Origin of the sequence: Desulfoscipio sp. XC116, assembly GCF_039851975.1 — a bacterium.
In the GTDB taxonomy this organism is placed as follows: Bacteria; Bacillota; Desulfotomaculia; order Desulfotomaculales; family Desulfallaceae; genus Sporotomaculum.
This window is the reverse complement of the sequence record NZ_CP156660.1, coordinates 3,708,014-3,729,992: the sequence shown is the minus strand read 5'-3', so window position 1 is coordinate 3,729,992 and position 21,979 is coordinate 3,708,014. Positions and strand designations below refer to the sequence as shown.

Genomic DNA, 21,979 nt, shown 5'->3' with positions numbered 1-21,979 from the left:
TGAGCGATGCTTCCTTTCCTTTATAAAATTAAATTAAGCGCATTATGCCGATAATAATCCGATATCTTTATAAAAAGCTGTTGCTCAACGGACTATTTAGCCCGTTGGGCAACAGCTCCTTTTAAATTTTGGTTTTTATACAGCTCAGTCTATATATTGTAGTAATATGGTAACAGGGAAATACTAAAGAGCAGCATTATGTCAGTATACTAAGTACTTTGCGGAGAGGTGAGAAAGATGCAAACAGTAAGAATAAGAGAGCTTTATAGGCAATCTGATAAGTATTTGGGCCGGAGAATAAGGGTCAACGGCTGGGTGAGAACGGTGAGGGCATCTAAGGCCTTTGGCTTTATTGAGCTTAATGACGGTACTTTTTTTGACAATTTGCAGGTGGTTTTTGAGGAAAACCTGGGCAACTATAAAGAAGTGGTAAAGTTGGTCACCGGTTCCGCCATTACCGTGGAAGGAGAGCTGGTTGAATCTCCCGGGGCGAAGCAGCCTTTTGAATTAAAGTCCGAGAATATAGAAATAGTGGGTATTTGCGCGCCGGATTACCCATTGCAGAAGAAAAGACACACCTTTGAATTCCTGCGTACCATAGCCCATTTGCGGCCCCGGACCAATACTTTTTCCGCTGTCTTTAGAGTCAGGTCGATAGTTGCCTACGCTATTCATAAATTTTTCCAGGAGCGCGGCTTTGTTTATGTGCACACCCCTGTGATTACGGGCAGTGACGCCGAGGGAGCCGGGGAAATGTTCAGGGTAACCACACTGGATTTTGATCACACTCCCCGTAATGAAGCCGGCCAAGTTGATTTTGCCAGAGATTTCTTTGGCCGGGAAACCAACTTGACGGTAAGCGGCCAGCTGGAAGTGGAGACATATTGCCTGGCATTTAGTAATGTTTATACCTTTGGGCCTACATTTAGAGCGGAAAATTCCAATACCCCCAGACACGCCGCTGAATTTTGGATGATTGAGCCGGAAATAGCCTTCGCGGATTTAAAGGATGATATGAACCTGGCCGAGGCGATGATGAAATATGTTATCGGTTACGTATTGGGGAACGCTTCCGAGGAAGTGCAATTTTTCAATAAGTTTATTGATAAATCGTTGCTGGCCCGTTTGGAAAACGTAGTAAAATCTGATTTTGGCCATGCCACTTACACGGAGGCCGTTGATATTCTTCAGCATTCCGGGGTAAATTTTGAATATCCCGTGGAATGGGGATGTGACCTGCAAACCGAACATGAGCGTTACCTGGCGGAAAAGCATTTTAAAAAGCCTGTTTTTGTTACGGATTATCCCAAGGAGATTAAAGCTTTTTACATGCGCATGAATAACGACCAAAAGACGGTGGCGGCGATGGATTTACTGGTTCCCGGGGTGGGCGAAATAATTGGTGGCAGCCAGAGGGAGGAAAGGCTGGATTATTTGGAGCAAAGGTTGGCGGAGTTGGGGCTTAATACCGAAGATTACTGGTGGTACCTGGATATTAGAAAATACGGCGGTACCAAACATGCTGGTTTTGGGCTTGGTTTCGAGAGGTTAATTATGTATTTAACGGGAATGAGCAATATCCGGGATGTTATATCTTTCCCCAGAACACCAAATAACGCGGGGTTTTAAATTGCCTTTGGCAATCCGCAACGCTTAAAGTCCGTCATTGCGAAGAGCGAAGCGACGTGGCAAGCTCCGTTTTATAGCCCGCATTTCTTTGGGGACTTGCTTTGGAGTTTGGGATTGCTTTGCTGCGCTCGCAATGACAAACTAACTATTTTCATTCTCTGCCGGTGCCGCACAAACGGTATGCTATCTATGTATATGATAGTGATTTTAGATATAAAGCAAGTAATAAAATAGTAAAAAAAGTTGGAATAAGAGGAATTAAATAGATTAGTGTCGTATTGTTTAGATAAGCTATCCTGTAAGGGATTTTTGCGGCTTATCTTTTTTTTATCTAATGCTCTGGTAATTTTAGGTAACTATTTATTTTTACTTTAAGAAATAATTTATCGGGTTTGATTATATTGTAAAATCCTTGATTGATAATATTTATGCTATTCCTCCTCAGTGAAACTATTATTATATGTTGCTAAAGACTCTTAGAATGTTAAAAGAACGTTGGAGGTTGCGTTTTCATGAAATTACGCAGTAAGACCATGCTTAATATATGTTTAATATTTTTGGGTTTAGTGCTAATGCTGTATTGGGTAAATAAAGCAATACTAATGAACAGTTTCGCCGAGTTGGAGGAAAGGGATGCGCGCATAAATGTTGAACGTGCCCTGAATGCACTGCAAGGTGAAATAGATAGTTTGGCCATGGTTGCCCGCGATTGGGCCGGATGTGATGATACCTATGCTTTTATGAATGATTACAATGAACAATATATAAATTCCAATTTAGCTGACAGGACTTTTCAAAATCTTCAAATTGACGCGTTGATACTTGCTGATAATTCGGGACATATTGTTTCAGGGCAGGGTTATAATTGGGAGATCAATAAAATAACGCCCCTGAGCGAGGGGTTGGAGCGGCATATTGCTGCATGCGGCACACTGGTTAGTCATTGGAGTGTAGACGGTGGCAGGGCGGGAATTATTATACTTCCTGAAGGTCCTATGCTGGTTGCTTCATATCCTGTTTTAACCAGCGCCCATGAGGGTCCTGCCCATGGTTCGCTGATTATGGGGCGTTTCCTTGATCAGACGGCCATTCGGCAGCTATCTGAGAGAACCAACCTGTTAATTAACTTCAATGACTTCCGGGATGGATCCGTTCAGGACGATGTTATTGAAAAGCTGCAAAATGCGTCCGCTAAAAAAAACTATTACGTAAAGCCTCTGGATGATTTATCTATAGCGGGATATGTCGTGGTAAAAGATATTTACAATAAAAACGGTATTATCATGCAAGTCAATACGCCCAGAGAGATATACAGGCAGGGTGAAACCAGCCTGCTTCACGTTTTCATAACTTTATTAATTGCGGGCCTGATTTTTGGCGTAGTGGTCTGGCAGCTTGTAGAAAAGATTATATTAGGCCGGTTGGAATATCTAAGTAACAGCGTATACGCCATTGGTGACAGCGGGGATTTTTCGGCTCGGGTTATCGTGTCGGGCAAAGATGAATTGAGTGTTCTGGCCAATTCAATTAACGTTATGCTGGGTGCTCTGGAACAGTCCCAGCAGAACTTGCGGGAAAGCGAAGGGCGATTCAGATTGCTGGCTGAAAATGCCAGGGATGTTGTGTATAGATTGCAACTTGCACCCGATTTTAAATTTGAGTATGTAAGCCCGGCGTTATATTCTTTAACCGGCTATACTCCTGAAGAATATTATGCGGATCCTTCTGTTATTTATAAATTGGTGCCTGCAAATGCACAGTGTTTAATTGATAATTTAATGTCCGGTACATGTCAATTAAGGGAAAATGTAACTATGCAGTGGATACACAAAGACGGTCGGGTAATTTGGCTTGAACACAGCATTGTGCCCATATACGATCATTGTGCTGTCTTAATTGCCCTGGAGGGGATTGCCAGGGATATTACCGATCGCAAGGAGATGGAGGAACAATTAAAATATTTTAGTTTGTACGATTCCCTGACTGGTCTTTATAACCGGGCTCATTTTGAGATGGAGATGCGCCGTCTGGAAACCGGTCGGCATTCGCTGGGGCTGATAGTTTGCGATGTGGACGGGCTTAAGTTGGTAAACGATACGCTGGGGCACGACACCGGGGATAAGCTTCTTCAACTGGTCGCCGGTGTAATAAAAGAATCGTTGCGTAAGAGGGATATTGTTGCCCGGATGGGCGGCGATGAATTTGCCGTGCTGCTGCCCCACAGTGACGAAAAAACGGTGGAAGGTGTCTGCGGAAGAATCCGGAAAGCTGTTGCCGGACACAATGCCGCTGACCCCGAATTGCCCCTGAGCATGTCCATCGGTTTTGCGGTAAACGACAAAAGCAATGTCAACTGGAGAGATATATACAAGGAAGCGGACAATAACATGTATAGAGAGAAATTACACCATAAGCAAAGCGTTCGCAGCGCTATTGTAAAGACACTTATGAAAGCGCTGGAAGCCCGGGATTTTATTACCGAAGGCCACGCCGACCGGCTGCAGGATCTGGTGGCGAATATGGCCGGATTTATTGGTATGCCGGAGCATAGTGTAACCGACCTGCGCCTGCTGGCTCAGTTTCATGATATAGGTAAAGTGGGTATTCCGGATAACATATTATTTAAGCCGGACCCTTTAACCCGCGAGGAAGCCGAGCAGATGCAGCGGCACTGTGAAATAGGTCACCGCATTGCGCTATCCTCCCCGGATTTGGGACCTATTGCCGAATGGATACTAAGTCATCATGAATGGTGGAATGGGGGGGGATACCCTTTGGGATTAAAGGGTGAGGAAATTCCGCTGGCCTGTCGCATGCTGGCCATAGCCGACGCCTATGATGCCATGACCAGTGACCGTCCCTACCGTAAGGCTATAAGCAGTGATGAGGCCTTGGCGGAACTGCAAAGATGCGCCGGGACACAGTTTGATCCTGCGTTGGTCAGGGCTTTTATTGAGTCAATGGGTGAGATGTAGTTATGCCCATGATTATAACTTGATGAGTAATGATATAATGTCTATATTAATTAACTGATTGGGGGTATTGTCGTGCCGGGTCAGGAACGGCTGAAAAACGATATATTATCTGGCGATTTATGCTCTGTCTGTGGCCTGTGCGTGGGTTTGTGCCCATATATTAAAACCAGGCGGGATCGGGTGAGGGTTATATACCATTGCGGGCTGGACGAGGGCACTTGCTACAGTGTTTGTCCCAAAACCGGGCTGGACGTGGAGAAGATGGATCTGGCAGTGTTTGGCCGGAAAAGGGAAGACCAAGCCCTGGGAGTGCTGCAGGGCATTTATTTTGCCCGGGCACTGGGCGATAAAGCTCCCGGTGCCCAATACGGCGGGGTGACTACGGCGCTGGCGTCACTGGCCTTGCAGCGGGGATTGATTACCGGGGCGGTGCTTACCGGCGGAGAGGCGGACAACCCTTATCCGGTACTGGCTCGTACATCCGGTGAGGTTCACGCTTGTGCCGGATCCAAATATGTAGGCGTGCCCACCCTGGCGGAGCTGAACCGGGCGGTGCGCGATGGCTTGACCGGATTGGGCGTGGTGGGGCGGCCCTGCCAGGTGGCGGCGGTGCGTAAAATGCAGCAAGGCGGCCTGCCGGGGGCGCAGTTTAACAGGCCCGGCGCGGTGGAGTTGGTACTGGGGTTGTTTTGTTTTGCCTCCTTAACCCCGGATTTTTATGGCTTTCTAGCCGGACAGGTTAAGGGTGAGCAGGTTGTCAAAATGGATATTCCCGAGGACGGTCCGGTGGTAGAAACCAGCGCCGGCAGTTATCACTGGTCCATGGATGATTTGCGCCCATATATACACAAAGCCTGCAACCTGTGCCTGGACCCCACCTCCGAGTGGGCGGATATCGCGGTGGGGGCTACGGAGTATGATCGTGCCTGGAACACTCTGCTGGTCCGCTCGGACAAGGGGCGTCGTTTGCTCGACCTGGCTCTGGATAAAAATATTATTGAAATTAAGGATTATCCGGCCCGGAGGTTGCCTGTGTTAAGACGGGCCACATTGAATAAAAAAATGCGGGTGCTGGCAAGTGACGATTATCAATCGGGCCGGCCGGGCTGCCCGGTGGTGCCGGAGGAATATCGCCGGCAATTGGAAGAACAGTGGGGAGGTGTCAGCCAGTGACTATTATGGGAGTATGTAAGGAACAGCCCGGGGTGCGAGTGGCCCTGACCGGCAACGAATCCCTTGCCCGGGGCGCCCTGGAAGCCGGAGTGGCTTACGCGGCATCTTACCCGGGTTCACCCACTGCGGAGGTGCTGGGCACTCTGGCCAAAGTAGCCGGGCAGTTCAATTTATATGTGGAATGGTCGGTTAATGAAAAAGTGGCCATGGAAGGGGCGGCCGCCGCCTCCTTCACCGGATTGCGCTCTCTGGTAGTTATGAAAGCCGACGGTCTTAATGTGGCCCTGGATTTTGCCGGCGCTCTGGCTATATCGGGCACTCGGGGCGGAATGGTTATTTTGGTGGGTGATGACCCCGCGGCCCATTCCAGCGTGCGTGAGGAGGATTCCCGCAATCTTTGCAAGGCGCTGCATTTACCCATATTGGAACCGTCCTCGGTGCAGGAAGCCAAGGATATGACCAGGGAAGCGTTTGCTTTGTCCGAACAGCTAAAATTACCTGTAGTGGTGCGCTGCGTCACCCGTGTTTGCCACGCCAGTGGAGACGTGAAATTGGAGGAAATAGCCCGTCCCGAGCGCCGGCCTGTTTTTGGCCGTCATGACCGGGTAATTACCTTTTCCATTAGAATGCACGCCCAGCTTGAACAGAAGCTATCCCGGGCGGTCGATGCAGCCGGTGACTCGGCTTTTAACAGCTATACCGGGCCGTCCGAAGCGGCCCGGCTGGTCATTGCCAGCGGGCCGAGCGTCATGTATGCTTTGGAAGCGTTGGACATGCTGGGTTTATCCGGCAGTGTGGGAGTGCTAAAGCTGGGCACCACCTGGCCGCTGCCTGAAAAACTGCTGCTCAGCTATCTGGAAACAGCATCGGCAGTGGTTTTTGCCGAAGAAGTGGAGCCCTTTGTGGAGGATAACGTGATGGCCCTGGCGGCCGGGCACTGGAGCGAACTGGGCGGCGTTAGGTTTTACGGCAAGCGGAGCGGGCACGTGGCCGGTCCCGCGGGGGCGGGCATCGGAGAACTGGACCCGGATGTGCTGGCCGATGCATTGGCTAAGATATTTGACGTACCTCGTGCTGATCCGCTGTTGCTGACTTCCCTGGAGGCCGAGGCGATGCTGGGCGAGAAGATGCCGGACCGGGAACTGGCCCTGTGTGCCGGGTGTCCGCACCGGGCATCCTTCTGGGCTATTCGTACGGCTTTGGAACTGGACGGCCGGGAAGGAATCGTGCTGGGGGACATCGGCTGCTATACTCTGGGAATTGTCAGAACGGGCTATTATTTATTGCAAACCATGCACTGCATGGGCGCCGGGGTGGGTATAGCCGGGGGACTGGGCAAGCTGGACCGCTTCGGGTTCAATAAGCCTGTAATTACCGTGGTGGGTGACTCCACCTTTTATCATGCCGCAGTGCCTGCGCTGGTTAACGCCCGCTATAACCGTGCTAACTTTTTGTGTGTAGTGCTGGACAATGAAACCACCGCCATGACCGGCCACCAGCCCCACCCGGGGCGGCGGACAACCGCCACCGGCGAGCCGGCGGATACCGTGCCCATGGAAGATATTATCCGGGGGTTGAACATACCCTATGCTATTTCCGACCCCTATAACGTTGACGCTACTGTAAACGCGGTATGCGAGATGCTGGAGCAGTCCGGACCACGGGTGCTGATATTGCGGCGCACCTGCGCCTTGGCGGCGGTGAAGGGCAAGCGGAAAAACCGGGTGTATGTGGATTGGGATAAATGCATTGGCGACGCTTGCGGCTGCGGTCGGTTCTGCAGCAAAGTATTTGCCTGTCCGGCCAATATTTGGGATGCCGAACATGGCAAGGCCCGTATTGACGAGGCGGTATGCAACGGCTGTGGAGTTTGCGCCACCCTTTGCCCGCAGCAGGCTATTGTGGTGGAAGGGACGGTGGAATGAATGAGCGCTTTTAGGGAACCGCTGAATATTATCATTACCGGTGTGGGCGGTCAGGGTAACGTGCTGGCTTCACAGGTGATTTCCGTGGCTGCTGTCGAAGCCGGGTACCGGGTGGTGGTAGGTGAAACCTTTGGGGTATCCCAGCGGGGCGGTTCGGTGATGAGTCATGTGCGCATTTCCAGAGATAAAGCCTATGGCCCGCTGATTCCCCGGGGCCGGGCGGGTGTGATTGCGGGCTTTGAGCCGCTGGAAACCCTGCGGGTCATGGTGAAGTACGCTAATCCGGATACGGTAATGATTATGAACGACCGTCCCAATTATCCATTAGGCTGTTTGCTGGGGGAGGATAAGTACCCCGATCCACATCGTATAGAGGAGACTATCAGAAAGATAGTAGCCCGGGTGCACTGTCTGTCGGCCACGGAGTTGGCTAAAGAGGCGGGCAGTCCTCTGGCGGCCAACATGGTGATGACCGGAGCACTGGTGGGAAGCGGCTTATTGCCCTTCGGCCGGGAGTATTTTACTAAAGCAATTGAGCTGCTGTTTAAGGACAGCGTGCGGGATTTAAACCTGGCCGCCTTTGAGCTGGGTCACCGGCGGGTGGCCGGTTAACTTAAGAACATTAACATTGTTGTTCGGGCCTTTGATGCTTGTTGTGATCTTGCTGATATCCATGGCTGTCACGATGGCTTTACCCGGCTGTGGTGTTACCCGATCGACCTACATATACCTGGTTACGTCCGTTGTGTTTGGCATTGTACAAAGCCTGATCTGCTGCGGCTATTATTTCTTTTGGTGATGAATTTTCGGTTGGTAATGTCGTGGCTACTCCTATGCTAATTGTGACGTAGTTGCCGGCTGGAGATTTTTGATGGTTGATGCCCAGCGCTTCTACGCTTAAGCACATTTTGTTGGCCAGTGAAAGGGCGCCGCTTGAGGGGGTTTCCGGGAGAATAATTGCAAACTCTTCCCCTCCATAGCGGCATACCAAGTCGCCCGGTCTTTGCAGCGTATTTTTCAAAGTCTTGGCTACGGACTTTAAACATTCATCGCCGGCCTGGTGGCCATAGGTATCATTATATGCTTTAAAAAAGTCGATATCTGCCATAAATAATGATAACGGTCTGGCGTTGCGGATATTTCGCCGCCATTCTATATGTAAATATTCGTCAAAGCGGCGTCTGTTGGCGATGCCTGTCAAGCCATCCAATGAGGATAGCCGGTTTAATTGGTTAACAGCTTTCTCAAGTTGTCGGGTTACTTCAAGAAGTTTTTTTTCCCTGGCTTTGCGGTGGTCCATTTCATGTTTTAATTTTAACGCGGAACTAATCCTGGCCAGCAGCTCAATGTAGTTAACGGGCTTGGTGACATAATCCGTGGCTCCTGCGGCAAAGGCCATTTCCAAGTGGGCGCTGTCAGTTAATGAGGTAACTATAATTATGGGAGTATCCTGCAGGTGCTTTATAGATTTAATAATGCCGCATACCTCTCGGCCATCCATATCGGGCAGCACGATATCTAATAATATTAAATCAATGCTTGTGGTAAAGTTGCCGGACAATTTACCATGTAACGTTACGCCCAGCATTTGAAAGGCCTGTTTGGCTGAGGCGGCAAACAACAAATCAGTGTAGCCGGCGTTAATTAGATAAGATTTAATTAGTGAAGAAATAGTCGGGGAGTCGTCCACAATTAAAATGGACATGTTTAAACCCTCCCTTCAAATAAAGTTAGGTTATGCTTATTTGCATTTTCTAATATAGTATTATATTTATTTTCAATAGACAATGGTTTGGGAATTAAGTCTGGATATTTAATGTAATTTTTTACATTGGCTGTATGTCGGGACCTCCCCCCATTTTAATTAAACTGCCTATGGTCAATGCATCCTGCATAATGCCGGAAATGGCGATGTTTTCTGTATAACCTCCGCTCATTAGAAGAAATGTGTAAAGATAAAGGGAGTGTCGCAAAACTACTTTCTTGGAGTAGTGAGCGACTCTCCCTTTCCCAGATGCAGCCAATTATTCCGATAATAATCCGGTATTCTTACAAAAGGCTGCCGCATTATGAACTTATTTAGCCCGTTGTGCAACAGTTTAAGATTATCTTAGGGGGGTGGTGTCTGTATTAGTCTCGTTTAAACTTGGAAGCTGCTCTGCTTGCGGCATTGGATAATTCACTCCATGCTTCCGCCACACCGTTTTTAATATCGCTCCATACCTCTCCCGATGTATCTCTGAATTGGGATACATCTTCTTTTGTTTTTTCTATTTCATCGTCATACTGCAATTGCGCCTCGGCTTCCGTTTGCTGGATATTAGCCTTTAATTCACTGATTTCCGCCTGGCGCTCATTTATTTCACCCTTCATTTTGTTGATATATGCTTTATCTGCATCCATAATTCAAACCACTCCTTTTAACTGTCATCGGTTGGTTGTCCCCATAGCTATTTTACTTTATTATTATTTCCTGCATTATGATATTATAGTCGCGCAACCAGTGAACTCGTTCAGCTAAAGCTGAACATCGGGGCCTCGGATGGGGATTCCGCCCCACCTGAATGGCATTTGATCAAGCTATTTATAATATTCAAAAATATACTAAATTTCTAACATATAAAAGGGAATTGCTCTCAAGTGTCCAATATATAAAATAACGAATAGTGTTTTAATTACAATTCTTTTTACCCGCTAATTAATTTTACGGGTTTGTCCCGTGGATGAAAGAGTATTGCCCGGAGGGTGATAAATGTATAAACGCATGTTTTAAGTAAATTTAAGTATAAAGAGGGGGTCCTAAAATGTCATATCAACTAACGGAAGAACAGGAAATGCTGCGCCAAATAGTAAAACGGCTAACCGAAGACAAGGTGGCTCCGCGGGCGGCGGAGATAGATGAAAAGGATGAATATCCTTGGGATCTTAAAGAGTTGATCGCCGAGCAGGGACTGCTGGGTGCCGGCATACCCGAGGAATACGGCGGCACGGGTGCGGGGCTGCCCTCGGTATGCCTGATTGTGGAAGAGATCGCCAAGGCTTCGGCCTCCGCGTCACTGATAGTAGCCGCTCAGGAACTGGGCATGATGCCTATACTGGTGGGCGGCTCGGAAGCACAAAAGCAAAAATATCTGCCCGGTATTGCCGACGGCGACCAGATTTGTGCCTTTGCCCTCACCGAGCCCAATGCCGGTTCTGACGCCGGCAGCGTGAAGACAAAAGCTGTGCGTGAAGGAGACAAATATATTCTTTCAGGCCAAAAATGTTTTATCACCAACGGCAGTATTGCCGATGTATTCACGGTTTTTGCCACCGTGGACCCCAAGGCCGGGCTAAAAGGTCTCAGCGCATTTATTGTAGAAAAGGATTACCCCGGAGTAAGCGTCGGCAAGAAGGAACATAAAATGGGCATCAGGGGTTCGGAAACCACCGAAGTTATTTTTGACAACTGTCCCGTGCCGGCTGAAAATATGATGGGCAAGGAAGGCGATGGATTTAAAATTGCCATGATGACCCTGGACCGCACCCGTCCCGTTATTGGTGCCCAGGCCGTTGGTATTGCCCAGGGCGCTTTGGATTATGCCGTTAATTATGCCAAGGAACGGGTCCAGTTCGGCAAACCCATAGCTGCTTTCCAGGGGCTGCAATTTATGCTGGCGGATATGGCCACCAGGGTGGAGGCCGCCCGGCAGCTGGTGTACAAAGCGGCCTTCTTAATTGAACATGCCGCGGAGAACAATGCTTCCGCTACTGATATCAGCCAATTCTCATCCATGAGCAAATTGTTTGCTTCGGACACTGCCATGCAGGTTACGGTGGATGCGTTGCAAATATTGGGCGGGTACGGTTATATGAAGGAATATCCCATGGAGCGCATGATGCGTGACGCCAAGATCACCCAGATTTATGAAGGTACCAACCAGATTCAGCGGGTGGTTATTGCCAAGAATATGTTAAGCGGCAAATAGCGTAAGGTTTGATTGCTGCCATTGTGTCGCGGAATATGCGGGATATATGGGTATTGAAGAAGGCGGCCGGGTTAAAACCCGGCTGCCTTCTTCAATATCAGGCGACGGTTTGCCGGCATAAAAAATTTAACGCTTTTTTCATGACCCCTATTTTTTGCGCATTGGTTAAAAAAGTGTGTATATCACCGGATAATTCGTTAAAATGGTGCCAGTAACTAATCTTGGCTTGTTTGGTTAATTCATCAGGCGGTAATTGCAGCGTTTCTCGGGGGATATCAAGTATGTCCATTGCTTGCTGCTTATCCTTTATTAAAAAATCGCAGTAGCTGTTAAACATGCGGTAAATTGCTTTAAAGACCAGCAGTTCACTAAAACTTATGGGAGGGTCGATATCCGCCAGATGCCATAAAAACATAGTAAAGGCCTTTTCTTCATTGTTTTCTTCCATTATTGTTTTTATAATTACTTTATTGACCAATGCCTGGCGGTCTTTATCGCCTGTTATGGCCTTGGTTATGGAATGTTCAATATTAATAAGGCTTTTCTGTTCCATGCCACAGTTCTCCTTTCCAAAAGGGAGGCATGCCGGTTTCCCGGGATACCCTAACGGCCGGGCGGCCATAACATTAATGTTTGCAGGCATATCCGACTCGAAGAACTATTATTTAACTTTAGTATAATATAACTTTGTTGGGGCTTTAATGCAAGCTTTATTGTGATTTATCGGACACGTTATGGACATTTGCTTATCTGATAATATCCGGTTGGGGCGGGTAACATTTTAATATGGCTGATGAGATAGGCCGGAAGGAGCTTATGAAAATGCTCAGGGTTACAGGCGTAAAACTATCCCTTGATGAAGATAAATCTCTCATTAAAAACAAAATAGCCGGAAAGCTTGGGGTCGGGGAAAACGAAATCGCCCGCTGCGTTATCTTTAAAGAATCCATTGATGCCAGAAAAAGAAACCGGATTTATTTTGTGTATACCGTTGACGTCGAACTGGTCAATGAACAGGCCGTGTTCAAAAGGCTTAAGGCCGGTGATGTTTCGGTTGTTCCGCCATTGGATTATCGCTTTGTTCAGCCGGGCCACAAGGCGCTGCCTCATCGCCCGGTGGTGCTGGGCACCGGACCGGCCGGGCTTTTTGCCGGGCTGCTGCTGGCGCGTATGGGCTACCGGCCGCTTTTGCTGGAAAGGGGGGCCGATGTGGATACCCGTACGCAAATCGTGCGCTCTTTCTGGCAAACCGGCTGTTTGGATAAAGATTGTAATGTTCAGTTTGGCGAGGGTGGGGCCGGTACTTTTTCAGACGGTAAACTAACTACTTTGATTAAGGATAAACGATGCCGCAAAGTTTTGGAGGAAATGGTGCTGGCCGGCGCTCCCGGGGAGATAATTTATTCATACAAACCACATATCGGTACAGATATTTTAAAAATAGTGGTTAAGAATATTCGTCAAAAAATAATCGAGCTGGGCGGCGAGGTGCGGTTCAATAGTAAGGTGACGGATATTATAGTGGAAGGCCATAAACTAACGGGTCTGGAAATCAATGATCGGCATACGCTGGCCACTGAGGCACTCGTGCTGGCAATCGGGCACAGTGCCAGGGATACCTTTGCCATGCTGCACAACCGGGGGGTGCTGATGTCCCCCAAGCCGTTTTCCATCGGTGTTCGGGTGGAACATCCCCAAACATTAATAAATCAGGCTCAGCATAAAAATTTCGCCGGGCACCCTAAATTGGGGCCTGCGGAATACAAGCTGGCCTATCATTCGTCCGCCGGCCGCTCGGCGTATACCTTTTGTATGTGCCCCGGGGGCTTGGTGGTGGCCGCGGCCTCTGAGGATGGATATGTTGTTACCAATGGTATGAGCGAATACGCCAGGGACGGGCAAAACGCCAACAGTGCCCTTTTAGTGGGAGTAAGGCCGGATGATTTCGGCAGTGACCACCCCCTGGCCGGTGTGGAGTTTCAAAGAAAGTGGGAGGGGCGGGCTTTTGCGCTGGGTGGGGGAAATTATATTGCTCCCGTCCAGCTGGTAGGGGATTTCCTGGCGGACAGGCCGTCTGCCGGTCCGGGTGAGGTGGAGCCGTCTTATCCCAGAGGGGTAAGATATGCTGATTTAAGGGAATGCCTGCCGGGTTATGTGACGGCCGCTCTAAAGGAGGCTATTATGGATTTTGACCGTAAGCTTAAAGGTTTTGCCCTGCCCGGTGCCGTGCTCACCGGGGTGGAAACCAGAAGTTCTTCTCCGGTGAGAATATACAGAGATGAAAAGTGCCGGTCAAATATAGCCGGCATCTACCCGGCCGGGGAGGGACCGGGGTATGCCGGGGGCATTGTTTCATCGGCGGTAGATGGCGTGAAAGCGGCTGAGTTCATCGTCTCGCAATATGCGCGGGGTGATAATTGCTCCCCAACATGCCGGGTGGATGCATAGTGTCAAGTGAGTATTTCAGGATAGGTATGCAGGGATAAATATTATCTTGTCGAAGAATACAAAAAATATTCGGTAATACCATTATGGGCCAACAAGGGCCAGCTTTTTCGGCCCGGGGGAACTTTTTATATTAAAATACTAGGTTGATCAAGGAGTGAAAATATGTGTTTGAAAAAACGTTGATGGATCTCCAAAACCACCTGAAGGAAAGCGGCATATTAATAAGCTTTTCCGGTCGGTTTTCCCAAGGCATTATTGAAGAATTGGGGGACGCTATTAAAAAGCATATGCAGACGGAAGATATGCCGAAAAATGATATTTATAACGTATTTGCCATTTTTGTGGAGCAAACCCATAATATTAAGAATTATACTACCGATAAAGAAGGCAGCTGTTATTATGACCAAATTGCCTGTTCCGGGATTGTAACTATCGGAAAGAGCGAGGGAGCATACTTTATATGCTCGGGTAATTTAGTGGAAGACAAAGACGTTAAGCCGCTGGCACAAAAAATTAATCAGATAATGCATTTGGATAAAAAAGATCTAAAAAAACTCTACAAGGAACAAATAAGGCAGGAGCTGGCCCCGGGCAGTCAGGGCGCGGGAGTTGGGTTAATTGATATTGCTCGTAAGTCCAAACATGCTATTAAGTATTCCATAGTGGATATTGATGGTCATCTTTCCTTCTTCAGCATTAAAGTCACTGTTTAGGAGTGGTAAAGGTATGGAGAAATTGTACATCGAACAAACAAAAGGAACTCCCAAGATAGATTTTGATCCGGATGCAAATATTTTGGTTTTATGGGGGCAGTCTTATCCCGAAAATTCATTTAACTTCTATGAACCCATCTTTAATTGGGTTGATTGTTATCTGGTTGAATGCAATGCGGCTATGCGCATAAAAGTTAATTTGTCATATGTTAATACGAGCAGTTCCAAATGTATTTTGATGTTGCTGGACAAGTTTGAAAAAGCCCACCAAAACGGTACGTCCATTACTTTAGACTGGTATTACGATATTGAAAATGAAAGTGAATTGGAGTGTGCGGAGGAATTTGAAGAGGATATTACTTTCCCGTTTAATATTATCCCCCTGTCGCAGGAGATTTGATGATTTGTTAACCGCTCGCATATTGCTTCCTTATAATATGGCTATGGATGTTGGGAGAAAGAATGTTTGTTAAACGAAAAAAGCTCCAAAAAATAAACAATTTCAGTGATACGGTCATATTTGATGCCGGTATTCTTAAGGTGATTGCGCTGGCTTGTTTGTGCATTGCCCTGTCGGTGCTTTTAATGGGCGGGCTAAGCTATCTAATAGTGGAAAAAGAGGCGATCGGCAAATTAAAATCCCATGATTTGGTCTATATCGTGCGGTCTATTGCCGGTATTATAGACGGGCGTATTGCCCGGGCTCAGGAAACATCACAGATTCTGGCTAAGGATCCGACAATCATTGAATGGGTCCAAGGTCGGGAAAAGGATAATGTGCTGGGGCGGCGGGCTTTAGCTGAAATTACCGAAATCGCCGGGGATTATGACTATAACAATGCATTTATTGTAAGCAATGTTACCAAACAATATTGGGCGGAAAACGCTCGGTTAATTGATACCATGACTTTAGATGATCCGGACGATGCCTGGTTTTTTAATACCATTGCTTCCAAGCTGCCCCTTTCTATAAGCATTGATTACAATAGAGAGCGACAGGATACCTTTGTTTTTGTTAACGCGCTGGTGGGTGATTTGGAAAAACCACTTGCGGTAACCGGCGTAGGACTTAATTTAAAAGACCTGACCGAGGAATTTGCCGCGCATGAGTTCGGTGCCGGAAGTGAGCTTTGGTTGATAGACGGCCAAGGCAGTATTCATTTGGCTAAAGATCCTGATGATCGTGGGGAGAATATTCGTTCTTTTGTTCCCGCAGATATCTATGCGGAGATAATCCGAAACGCCGGGGATCAAACGTCTCCGTCCGGGATATTGGATTATCGAAATAAAAAAGGCGAACTAAGCGATCTGATCTATCATTCTCTCAAATCCACGGACTGGCAATTGGTACTGCAGATACCGCGCAGTGAAAGTATCGGCTTCTTAAATACTATTAAAATAAATACCCTGATTGCCAGTGTATTATCTCTTGGTTTAATTATCTTTATATTTTATTTAATATCCAATCGCATAGCTGATCCATTTAAGAGAGCGGTACTATTAAGCCGGGAACTGGAAAAGAAGGTTCAGGAACGGACCGCTAAAATAATGGACAGCATTGATTATGCAAAGCGGCTGCAGGAAGCTGTAATGCCTGGTGATAAAGAAATGGCCGAGGCGTTTAACGAGCATTTTATTATTTGGCGGCCGCGGGATTTGGTAGGTGGAGACTTATACTGGCTCAAAAAGAAGGGGGACGACCACGTACTGGCGATTGTTGACTGCACCGGGCATGGTGTGCCGGGGGCGCTGATGACAATGGCGGTTGTGTCGATATTAAACCATATTATTGATGATGTGTGTTCTGATGATCCTGCTGTTATTTTGCGGGAACTAAATGTGCGGATGAAGGCGGCTTTACATAAAAAAGCCAGTGCGGTTAGCGATGACGGTGCCGATGTCGGTATTTGCCACTGGCACAGCGGCCAATATTTGTCCTTTGCCGGTGCCAGGATTGCTCTTTACGTTAAAACGACGGACGGGGTACAGGTGATTAAAGGTGACAGGCACAGCGTTGGCTATCAGAAATCGGATCCCGATCTAATATTTAATAAAGTAACTTTGCCTTTTAGGGAAGGGGATATGTTTTACCTAACTACGGACGGGTTTTTAGATCAGAACGGAGGCCCTAAAAACCACTCTTTCGGTAAGACGCGCTTTACAGCGCTGATCAATGACCACGGGCATTTGCCGCTGGCCGGGCAGCAGCATTTTTTTGAGGACGAGCTGGACGGCTATAAACAAACCGAGGAGCAGCGGGACGATATTACCGTTATTGGGTTTCGGCTTTAGGTTAAGCGCCGGGAATGCCGGCAGCAAGGGGAACAATCTATGTATTGCTGGGAAGCTGATTGACTAATTAATGAGAGGTAGCTGGATTATGATTAGCCCCGATTATAGCCGTAAATTATTTAAGAAGGAATTTGAGATTTTAGAAACCGCTTTATTCGAGCTTGCCGCCGGTAAATATGAGCATAATGAGCTTTTACCGGAATATAAGGCGCTGGTAGCCAGCTATGAGGAACTGTTGACCTTGACCCGCAAAACATTTAAAATTAGCGATGCGCAGGGAAGAAATTTGCTTAAGCGAGAGGGTGAGATCAAAAATTTACTGAATAACGCCGGGCAGGGGTTTCTTACCTTTGGCAAAGATTTGCTGGTTAACCGGGAGTACAGTGCGGAGTGCTCCCGCATTTTTGGCCAAAAAATTGGTAAGCTAAATATTTTAACACTGTTGTCTGTTGAAGACGATGAGCAAAACCGGGTATTTGCCGAAGTGTTTCGGTGTATCTGGCAGACCGAAGATGCCGAGCTGCAGCGTGATTGTATCAGCAAGCTGCCAGAAGTAATCAATATCAATGAGCTTTACCTGAGTGTCGATTGTAAAGTCATAACGCCGGTCGAGGGGGATGAGTCCCTGGTCATGCTCATTCTTACTGATATTACGGATAAATACAAGGCGCAGGAACAGGTGGCTTTTTTAAGCTATCACGATAAACTGACATTACTTTATAATCGTGCTTATGTGGAGGAATGGCTTTCGGAGCTTTCGCCCCAAAGCGGTTATCCCCTCAGCGTTATTATGGCGGATATGAACGGTCTTAAATTGACTAATGATGTTTTCGGTCATGCCCAGGGTGATAATTTGCTGGTGCGGCTGGCCGGGGTATTGTTGCGCTGTTGCCGTAAAACAGATATTGTCGCCCGCTGGGGTGGGGATGAATTTATTGTACTATTGCCCGGTACGGACAAAGATGTTTGTGTTAAGGTTTGCGAACGGATAAAGACCGCTTGCATGGAAGAAAAAGGTTCGCCGATTGAATTAAGCGTGGCGTTAGGCGTGGCTACCCGGCAAAGTCCGCTGGGTAGTATGGCTGATTTATTTAGTATGGCGGAAAGTCGGATGTACGCGAATAAATTGCGGGAGAGCAAGCAGGTGCGGCGTAAAATTATTCGGGGGCTGCAGGAGATATTAAATGCCAGGTGTTATGAAACTTATGGGCATGCAAAAAGATTAGAAGATTTATTATTGGCTTTTGCCGGTAGCTTGGGATATACACGGGAATCCGTTGAAATGCGGCATTTGAGTTTATTGGCCGGCTTGCATGACATTGGCAAGGTAGCTGTGTCCGGGAAAATTTTAGACAAGCCCGGTCCCTTGACAGCCGGAGAATGGGAGTCCATACGCAGCCACAGTGAAATCGGTTTCCGTATGGCGCAGTCCATTGGAGAAACGGCGGTGGGAGAGCTTATTCTGGCGCACCATGAGCGCTGGGACGGGCAGGGCTATCCGTACGGTATGCGGGGCGAGCAAATTCCCCGGCTGGCCCGCTTGTTTGCCATTGTGGACGCCTACGACGTTATGACTCATGATTGCCCGTATCGTGAAGTTTTGAGTCAAGCTCATGCTTTAAAAGAGATTGAAAAAGGCTCGGGCACTCAGTTCGACCCGGAATTGGCCAAAGCGTTTATGCAGTTTATAGCGGCATACCCCCATTAATAAGATTAATAAGGGGTATGCCGAACAGTTACGGGTAGCCGGGGACTTATAGACTAAAAAATAAATAACGTGAAAATACTATCAACAGCGATAATTCATTGATGATGCCGATCATCTTTTAATAATTTATCCGGGCACCATCTTTGTTGGATGACAAGGGCTAATTATGAAGGATAACAACGGAAAAAAAGTAAAGGTTGCCGTGGTGGGAGGCGGGGCCGCCGGGCTTACCGCCGCTATAGCGGCGCGGCATAACAATGCCGAAGTTATAATATTGGAGCGGTTGGACCGGGTGGGTAAAAAGATTCTGGCAACGGGTAATGGCCGGTGCAATTTAAGTAATACTGATCTCGATATCGCCCATTACCATGGGTTAAACCCCAGGTTTGCCTATGGTGCTTTAAGTCGTTTTGATTTTTATAAGACCATGGAGTTTTTTGAAAGGCTTGGTATAGCCTGGAAAGCGGAGGATGGCGGCAAGGTGTTCCCCGTTTCCAACCAAGCATCCAGCGTGCTGGACGTAATGCGTTACGAGCTGGAAACGCTGGGGGTGGAAACCCGGTGTGCCGCCGAGGTTAAGGAAATAGTACCTGGCAGCGGCGGTTTTGTTTTGCGTTTAGGGGACGGCAGCCGGCTTAAGGCCGACCGGGTGATTATCACCACCGGGGGCAAGGCTGCGCCAAATCTGGGTTCTAACGGCAGCGGTTATCTCTTGGCCCGGGAACTTGGCCATAGTATTGTCGAGCCTTTTCCGGCACTGGTGCAGCTGAAGCTGGCAGCCGATTTTTTGAAGCAGATCTCGGGTATCAAGTTCATATACGAGGCGGAAATACTGGTGTCGTCAAAGCCCCTGGCCTGTGCCGAAGGGGAGATATTATTTACTGATTACGGTATTTCCGGCCCTCCTATATTGGCGCTTAGCCGCACAGCCGGGGAATACTTGCGCAAAGGTGAAAATGTGATATTGAGGCTTAATTTAATAAATTACATGTCCAGGGAGGAGCTGGAGACATTTCTAAGGAGGCGCCTTAAGCAGCAATCTCATAAAACACTGGCGTTTAGCTTTGTAGGGTTTATTAATAAGAGACTGGTGTCGGTGCTGCTTAAAGAGGCGGGTATTGCAGATATACATAAGCCGGCGGGGCAGGTTACTGTGGCGGAAAGAAATGCTATAATCAATATACTGCAGGATTGGCGAATTGCAGTTGCGGGCACCAATACCTGGCAGCAGGCGCAGGTTACCGCCGGGGGGGTGGCTGTTCGGGATGTTGACCAAAAAAACATGGCTTCAAAGCTTGTGCCCGGGCTGTTTCTAGCCGGGGAGGTCTTGGATATCGACGGTGACTGCGGAGGTTACAACCTGCAGTGGGCCTGGTCATCCGGTTATGTGGCCGGGGTCTGCGCTGCCACATCATAAAATAGAATAAATCATCAGCTATTTTAAAACGTTTGCAAGGGAGTGCCGCAAAACTGCTTTTTAAGCAGTGAGCGCGACACTCCCTTGCCTTTTATAAAATTAAATTCGGCGAATTGCTCCGATAAATATCCGGTATCTTTATAAAAAGCTGTTGCATTACGAATTATTCAGTCTGTTGTGCAGCAGTCTCTTTTGTTGCCGAAGGCGATTTTGCGCTGAATATCATAAATAATAAAAAGACGGTAATATTACATATTAAAACCAAAACAGCAAAGGTGAACCAAATGAATGAATCCAGGTATAATGAATCCAGGTATGATGAAATTTTCAAAAGGCTTGTTAAAACAGCTTACCGTGGTAATGTGTCGGAGGAAATTGAAAAAATCAGGGATGGCGACAGTATTACAGACCAGTATCTGCTTTATGCCTCGGGGGGCGGTGACCCCAACACGGTGGTGTTTAAAGTAAGAGACTGCGGCGGCCGGTGTGCCGCGGGAAAGGATAACTGTGAGGCATCATGTCTTTTTGACGCTATAGTACGTGACATGGAAGGTAATGTGATTATCGCGCCCAACAGCTGTACCGGCTGCGGAAAGTGTGTGGAGGTGTGTGAACATTACTCTTTGGTCGACAAAAAAGAATTCGTGCCGCTTGTTAAGCTGTTGAAAGACCGCACAATGCCTGTATTTGCCATAATTGCGCCCGCTTTTATCGGTCAGTTCGGGCCTGCGGTGACTCCCGGTAAAATGAGGGCGGCGCTGAAAAGGCTGGGTTTCTATGGCATGGTGGAGGTGGCCCTCTTCGCCGATATTCTTACCTTGAAAGAAGCGCTGGAGTTTGACCGCCACGTTACCCGGGAAGAGGATTTTATGCTCACCAGTATGTGTTGCCCTATCTGGGTATCCATGGTTAAAAGAGTCTACCAAAACCTGGTGCCGCATATATCGCCCTCGGTTTCACCCATGGTGGCCTGCGGCAGAGGTGTTAAACATCTGCATCCCGGTGCCAAAGTGGTTTTTATCGGTCCCTGCATTGCCAAAAAGGCGGAAGCCAAGGAGATTGATATTAAAGATGCCGTGGATGCGGTAATTACTTTCCGGGAATTGGAGCAGATATTTGAAGTGGTGGGCATAAACCCGGCCGAGTTGGAAGAGGATGAAAGCGAGCATTCATCCACTGCGGGGAGGATATACGCCGGAACCGGCGGGGTGAGCCGGGCGATTTCCGATACCCTGAACAGGTTGAGACCTGACAGAAAAATCAAGATTCGGGCTATTCAGGCGGACGGTGTCCAGGATTGCCGGAAGATGCTTAAAGATGTTTTGGAAGGTCACATAGGCGGTAATTTTTTGGAGGGCATGGGCTGCAACGGGGGGTGTGTGGGTGGTCCAAAGGCAATCATTGACCCGGCGGACGGCCGTAAATTTGTGGAGGAATACGGTAAAGAGGCCGGTTCTCTCACGCCGGTGGATAACAAGTATGTCATGGAGTTGTTAAAGCGGCTGGGTATTCATGATGTGCACGATTTTTTGGACAGCTCCAAGGCGGCCATGTTTATCAGGGACTTTGGGCAAGTTGAGCAGGCAAACCGGTACAGTTCGGACAGGCTTTGAGCCGGATAAAATTAGCCGCCTAACAAACTATTCTGTCGCGTGCATAGTCATAAGATAGTGTGCCTGAACCGAGCCGGGGCAAAACCGGGGAGCGTTGGGTTAGCGTGATGAAGCCCGG

At 48.0% G+C, this 21,979-nt stretch carries 16 protein-coding genes and 1 riboswitch; of the genes, 13 read left to right on the top strand and 3 right to left on the bottom strand.

Annotated features, from left to right (window positions below; genetic code table 11):
• The first annotated feature begins 237 nt into the window (after positions 1–237).
• The 5 genes from asnS (at position 238) to ABDB91_RS17565 (ending at position 8,314) form a co-directional block, all read left to right on the top strand.
• Positions 238–1,629: an asparagine--tRNA ligase gene (gene asnS / locus ABDB91_RS17585; RefSeq protein WP_347488978.1), complete on the top strand. Its 1,392-nt coding sequence runs from the start codon at positions 238–240 to the stop codon at positions 1,627–1,629.
• Positions 1,630–2,141: 512 nt separating this feature from the next.
• Positions 2,142–4,604 carry a diguanylate cyclase gene (locus ABDB91_RS17580; RefSeq protein WP_347488977.1) on the top strand — a complete coding sequence of 821 codons (2,463 nt, stop codon included), beginning with the start codon at positions 2,142–2,144 and terminating at the stop codon, positions 4,602–4,604.
• Positions 4,605–4,676: 72 nt separating this feature from the next.
• Positions 4,677–5,777, top strand: coding sequence for a Coenzyme F420 hydrogenase/dehydrogenase, beta subunit C-terminal domain (locus ABDB91_RS17575; protein WP_347488976.1), 1,101 nt, complete (start codon positions 4,677–4,679; stop codon positions 5,775–5,777).
• A 5-nt stretch (positions 5,778–5,782) separates the two neighbouring features.
• On the top strand, positions 5,783–7,702 hold the full coding sequence (locus ABDB91_RS17570; protein WP_347491654.1) for a thiamine pyrophosphate-dependent enzyme: 1,920 nt from the start codon (positions 5,783–5,785) through the stop codon (positions 7,700–7,702).
• Positions 7,703–8,314 carry an indolepyruvate oxidoreductase subunit beta gene (locus ABDB91_RS17565; protein WP_347488975.1) on the top strand — a complete coding sequence of 204 codons (612 nt, stop codon included), beginning with the start codon at positions 7,703–7,705 and terminating at the stop codon, positions 8,312–8,314.
• 79 nt (positions 8,315–8,393) lie between these two features.
• On the opposite strand, the gene ABDB91_RS17560 is transcribed toward ABDB91_RS17565, so the two are convergent.
• Both ABDB91_RS17560 and ABDB91_RS17555 read right to left on the bottom strand, forming a co-directional pair.
• Complete coding sequence (locus ABDB91_RS17560; protein WP_347488973.1) at positions 8,394–9,407, bottom strand: PleD family two-component system response regulator; 1,014 nt, start codon at positions 9,405–9,407, stop codon at positions 8,394–8,396.
• A gap of 425 nt (positions 9,408–9,832) precedes the next feature.
• Positions 9,833–10,105: a hypothetical protein gene (locus ABDB91_RS17555; protein ID WP_347488972.1), complete on the bottom strand. Its 273-nt coding sequence runs from the start codon at positions 10,103–10,105 to the stop codon at positions 9,833–9,835.
• Positions 10,106–10,506: 401 nt separating this feature from the next.
• On the opposite strand from ABDB91_RS17555, the gene ABDB91_RS17550 reads away from it, so the two are divergent.
• Positions 10,507–11,670 carry an acyl-CoA dehydrogenase family protein gene (locus ABDB91_RS17550; RefSeq protein ID WP_347488970.1) on the top strand — a complete coding sequence of 388 codons (1,164 nt, stop codon included), beginning with the start codon at positions 10,507–10,509 and terminating at the stop codon, positions 11,668–11,670.
• A 97-nt stretch (positions 11,671–11,767) separates the two neighbouring features.
• Here ABDB91_RS17550 and ABDB91_RS17545 read toward each other — a convergent pair whose 3' ends face one another.
• Positions 11,768–12,223 (bottom strand): hypothetical protein, encoded by a 456-nt coding sequence (locus tag ABDB91_RS17545; protein WP_347488969.1) that lies wholly within the window; start codon positions 12,221–12,223, stop codon positions 11,768–11,770.
• Positions 12,217–12,338: riboswitch (molybdenum cofactor riboswitch) on the bottom strand. Its footprint overlaps the gene before it by 7 nt.
• 154 nt (positions 12,339–12,492) lie before the next feature.
• Between ABDB91_RS17545 and ABDB91_RS17540 the strand changes: the two genes are divergently transcribed.
• The 7 genes from ABDB91_RS17540 (at position 12,493) to ABDB91_RS17510 (ending at position 21,861) form a co-directional block, all read left to right on the top strand.
• Complete coding sequence (locus ABDB91_RS17540; RefSeq protein ID WP_347491653.1) at positions 12,493–14,118, top strand: NAD(P)/FAD-dependent oxidoreductase; 1,626 nt, start codon at positions 12,493–12,495, stop codon at positions 14,116–14,118.
• A gap of 164 nt (positions 14,119–14,282) precedes the next feature.
• Positions 14,283–14,831, top strand: coding sequence for a SiaB family protein kinase (locus tag ABDB91_RS17535; RefSeq protein ID WP_347488968.1), 549 nt, complete (start codon positions 14,283–14,285; stop codon positions 14,829–14,831).
• Between the two features lie 13 nt (positions 14,832–14,844).
• Positions 14,845–15,231, top strand: coding sequence for a DUF1987 domain-containing protein (locus ABDB91_RS17530; RefSeq protein ID WP_347488967.1), 387 nt, complete (start codon positions 14,845–14,847; stop codon positions 15,229–15,231).
• Positions 15,232–15,293: 62 nt separating this feature from the next.
• The gene (locus ABDB91_RS17525) at positions 15,294–17,123 is read left to right on the top strand and encodes a SpoIIE family protein phosphatase (RefSeq protein ID WP_347488966.1); all 1,830 of its coding nucleotides are present in this window, start codon (positions 15,294–15,296) and stop codon (positions 17,121–17,123) included.
• A gap of 88 nt (positions 17,124–17,211) precedes the next feature.
• Positions 17,212–18,831: a diguanylate cyclase gene (locus tag ABDB91_RS17520; protein WP_347488965.1), complete on the top strand. Its 1,620-nt coding sequence runs from the start codon at positions 17,212–17,214 to the stop codon at positions 18,829–18,831.
• A gap of 166 nt (positions 18,832–18,997) precedes the next feature.
• On the top strand, positions 18,998–20,248 hold the full coding sequence (locus ABDB91_RS17515; protein WP_347488964.1) for an NAD(P)/FAD-dependent oxidoreductase: 1,251 nt from the start codon (positions 18,998–19,000) through the stop codon (positions 20,246–20,248).
• Between the two features lie 284 nt (positions 20,249–20,532).
• A complete protein-coding gene (locus ABDB91_RS17510) occupies positions 20,533–21,861 on the top strand; it encodes a [Fe-Fe] hydrogenase large subunit C-terminal domain-containing protein (protein WP_347488963.1) in 1,329 nt (442 codons plus the stop codon).
• The last annotated feature ends 118 nt before the right edge of the window (positions 21,862–21,979 follow it).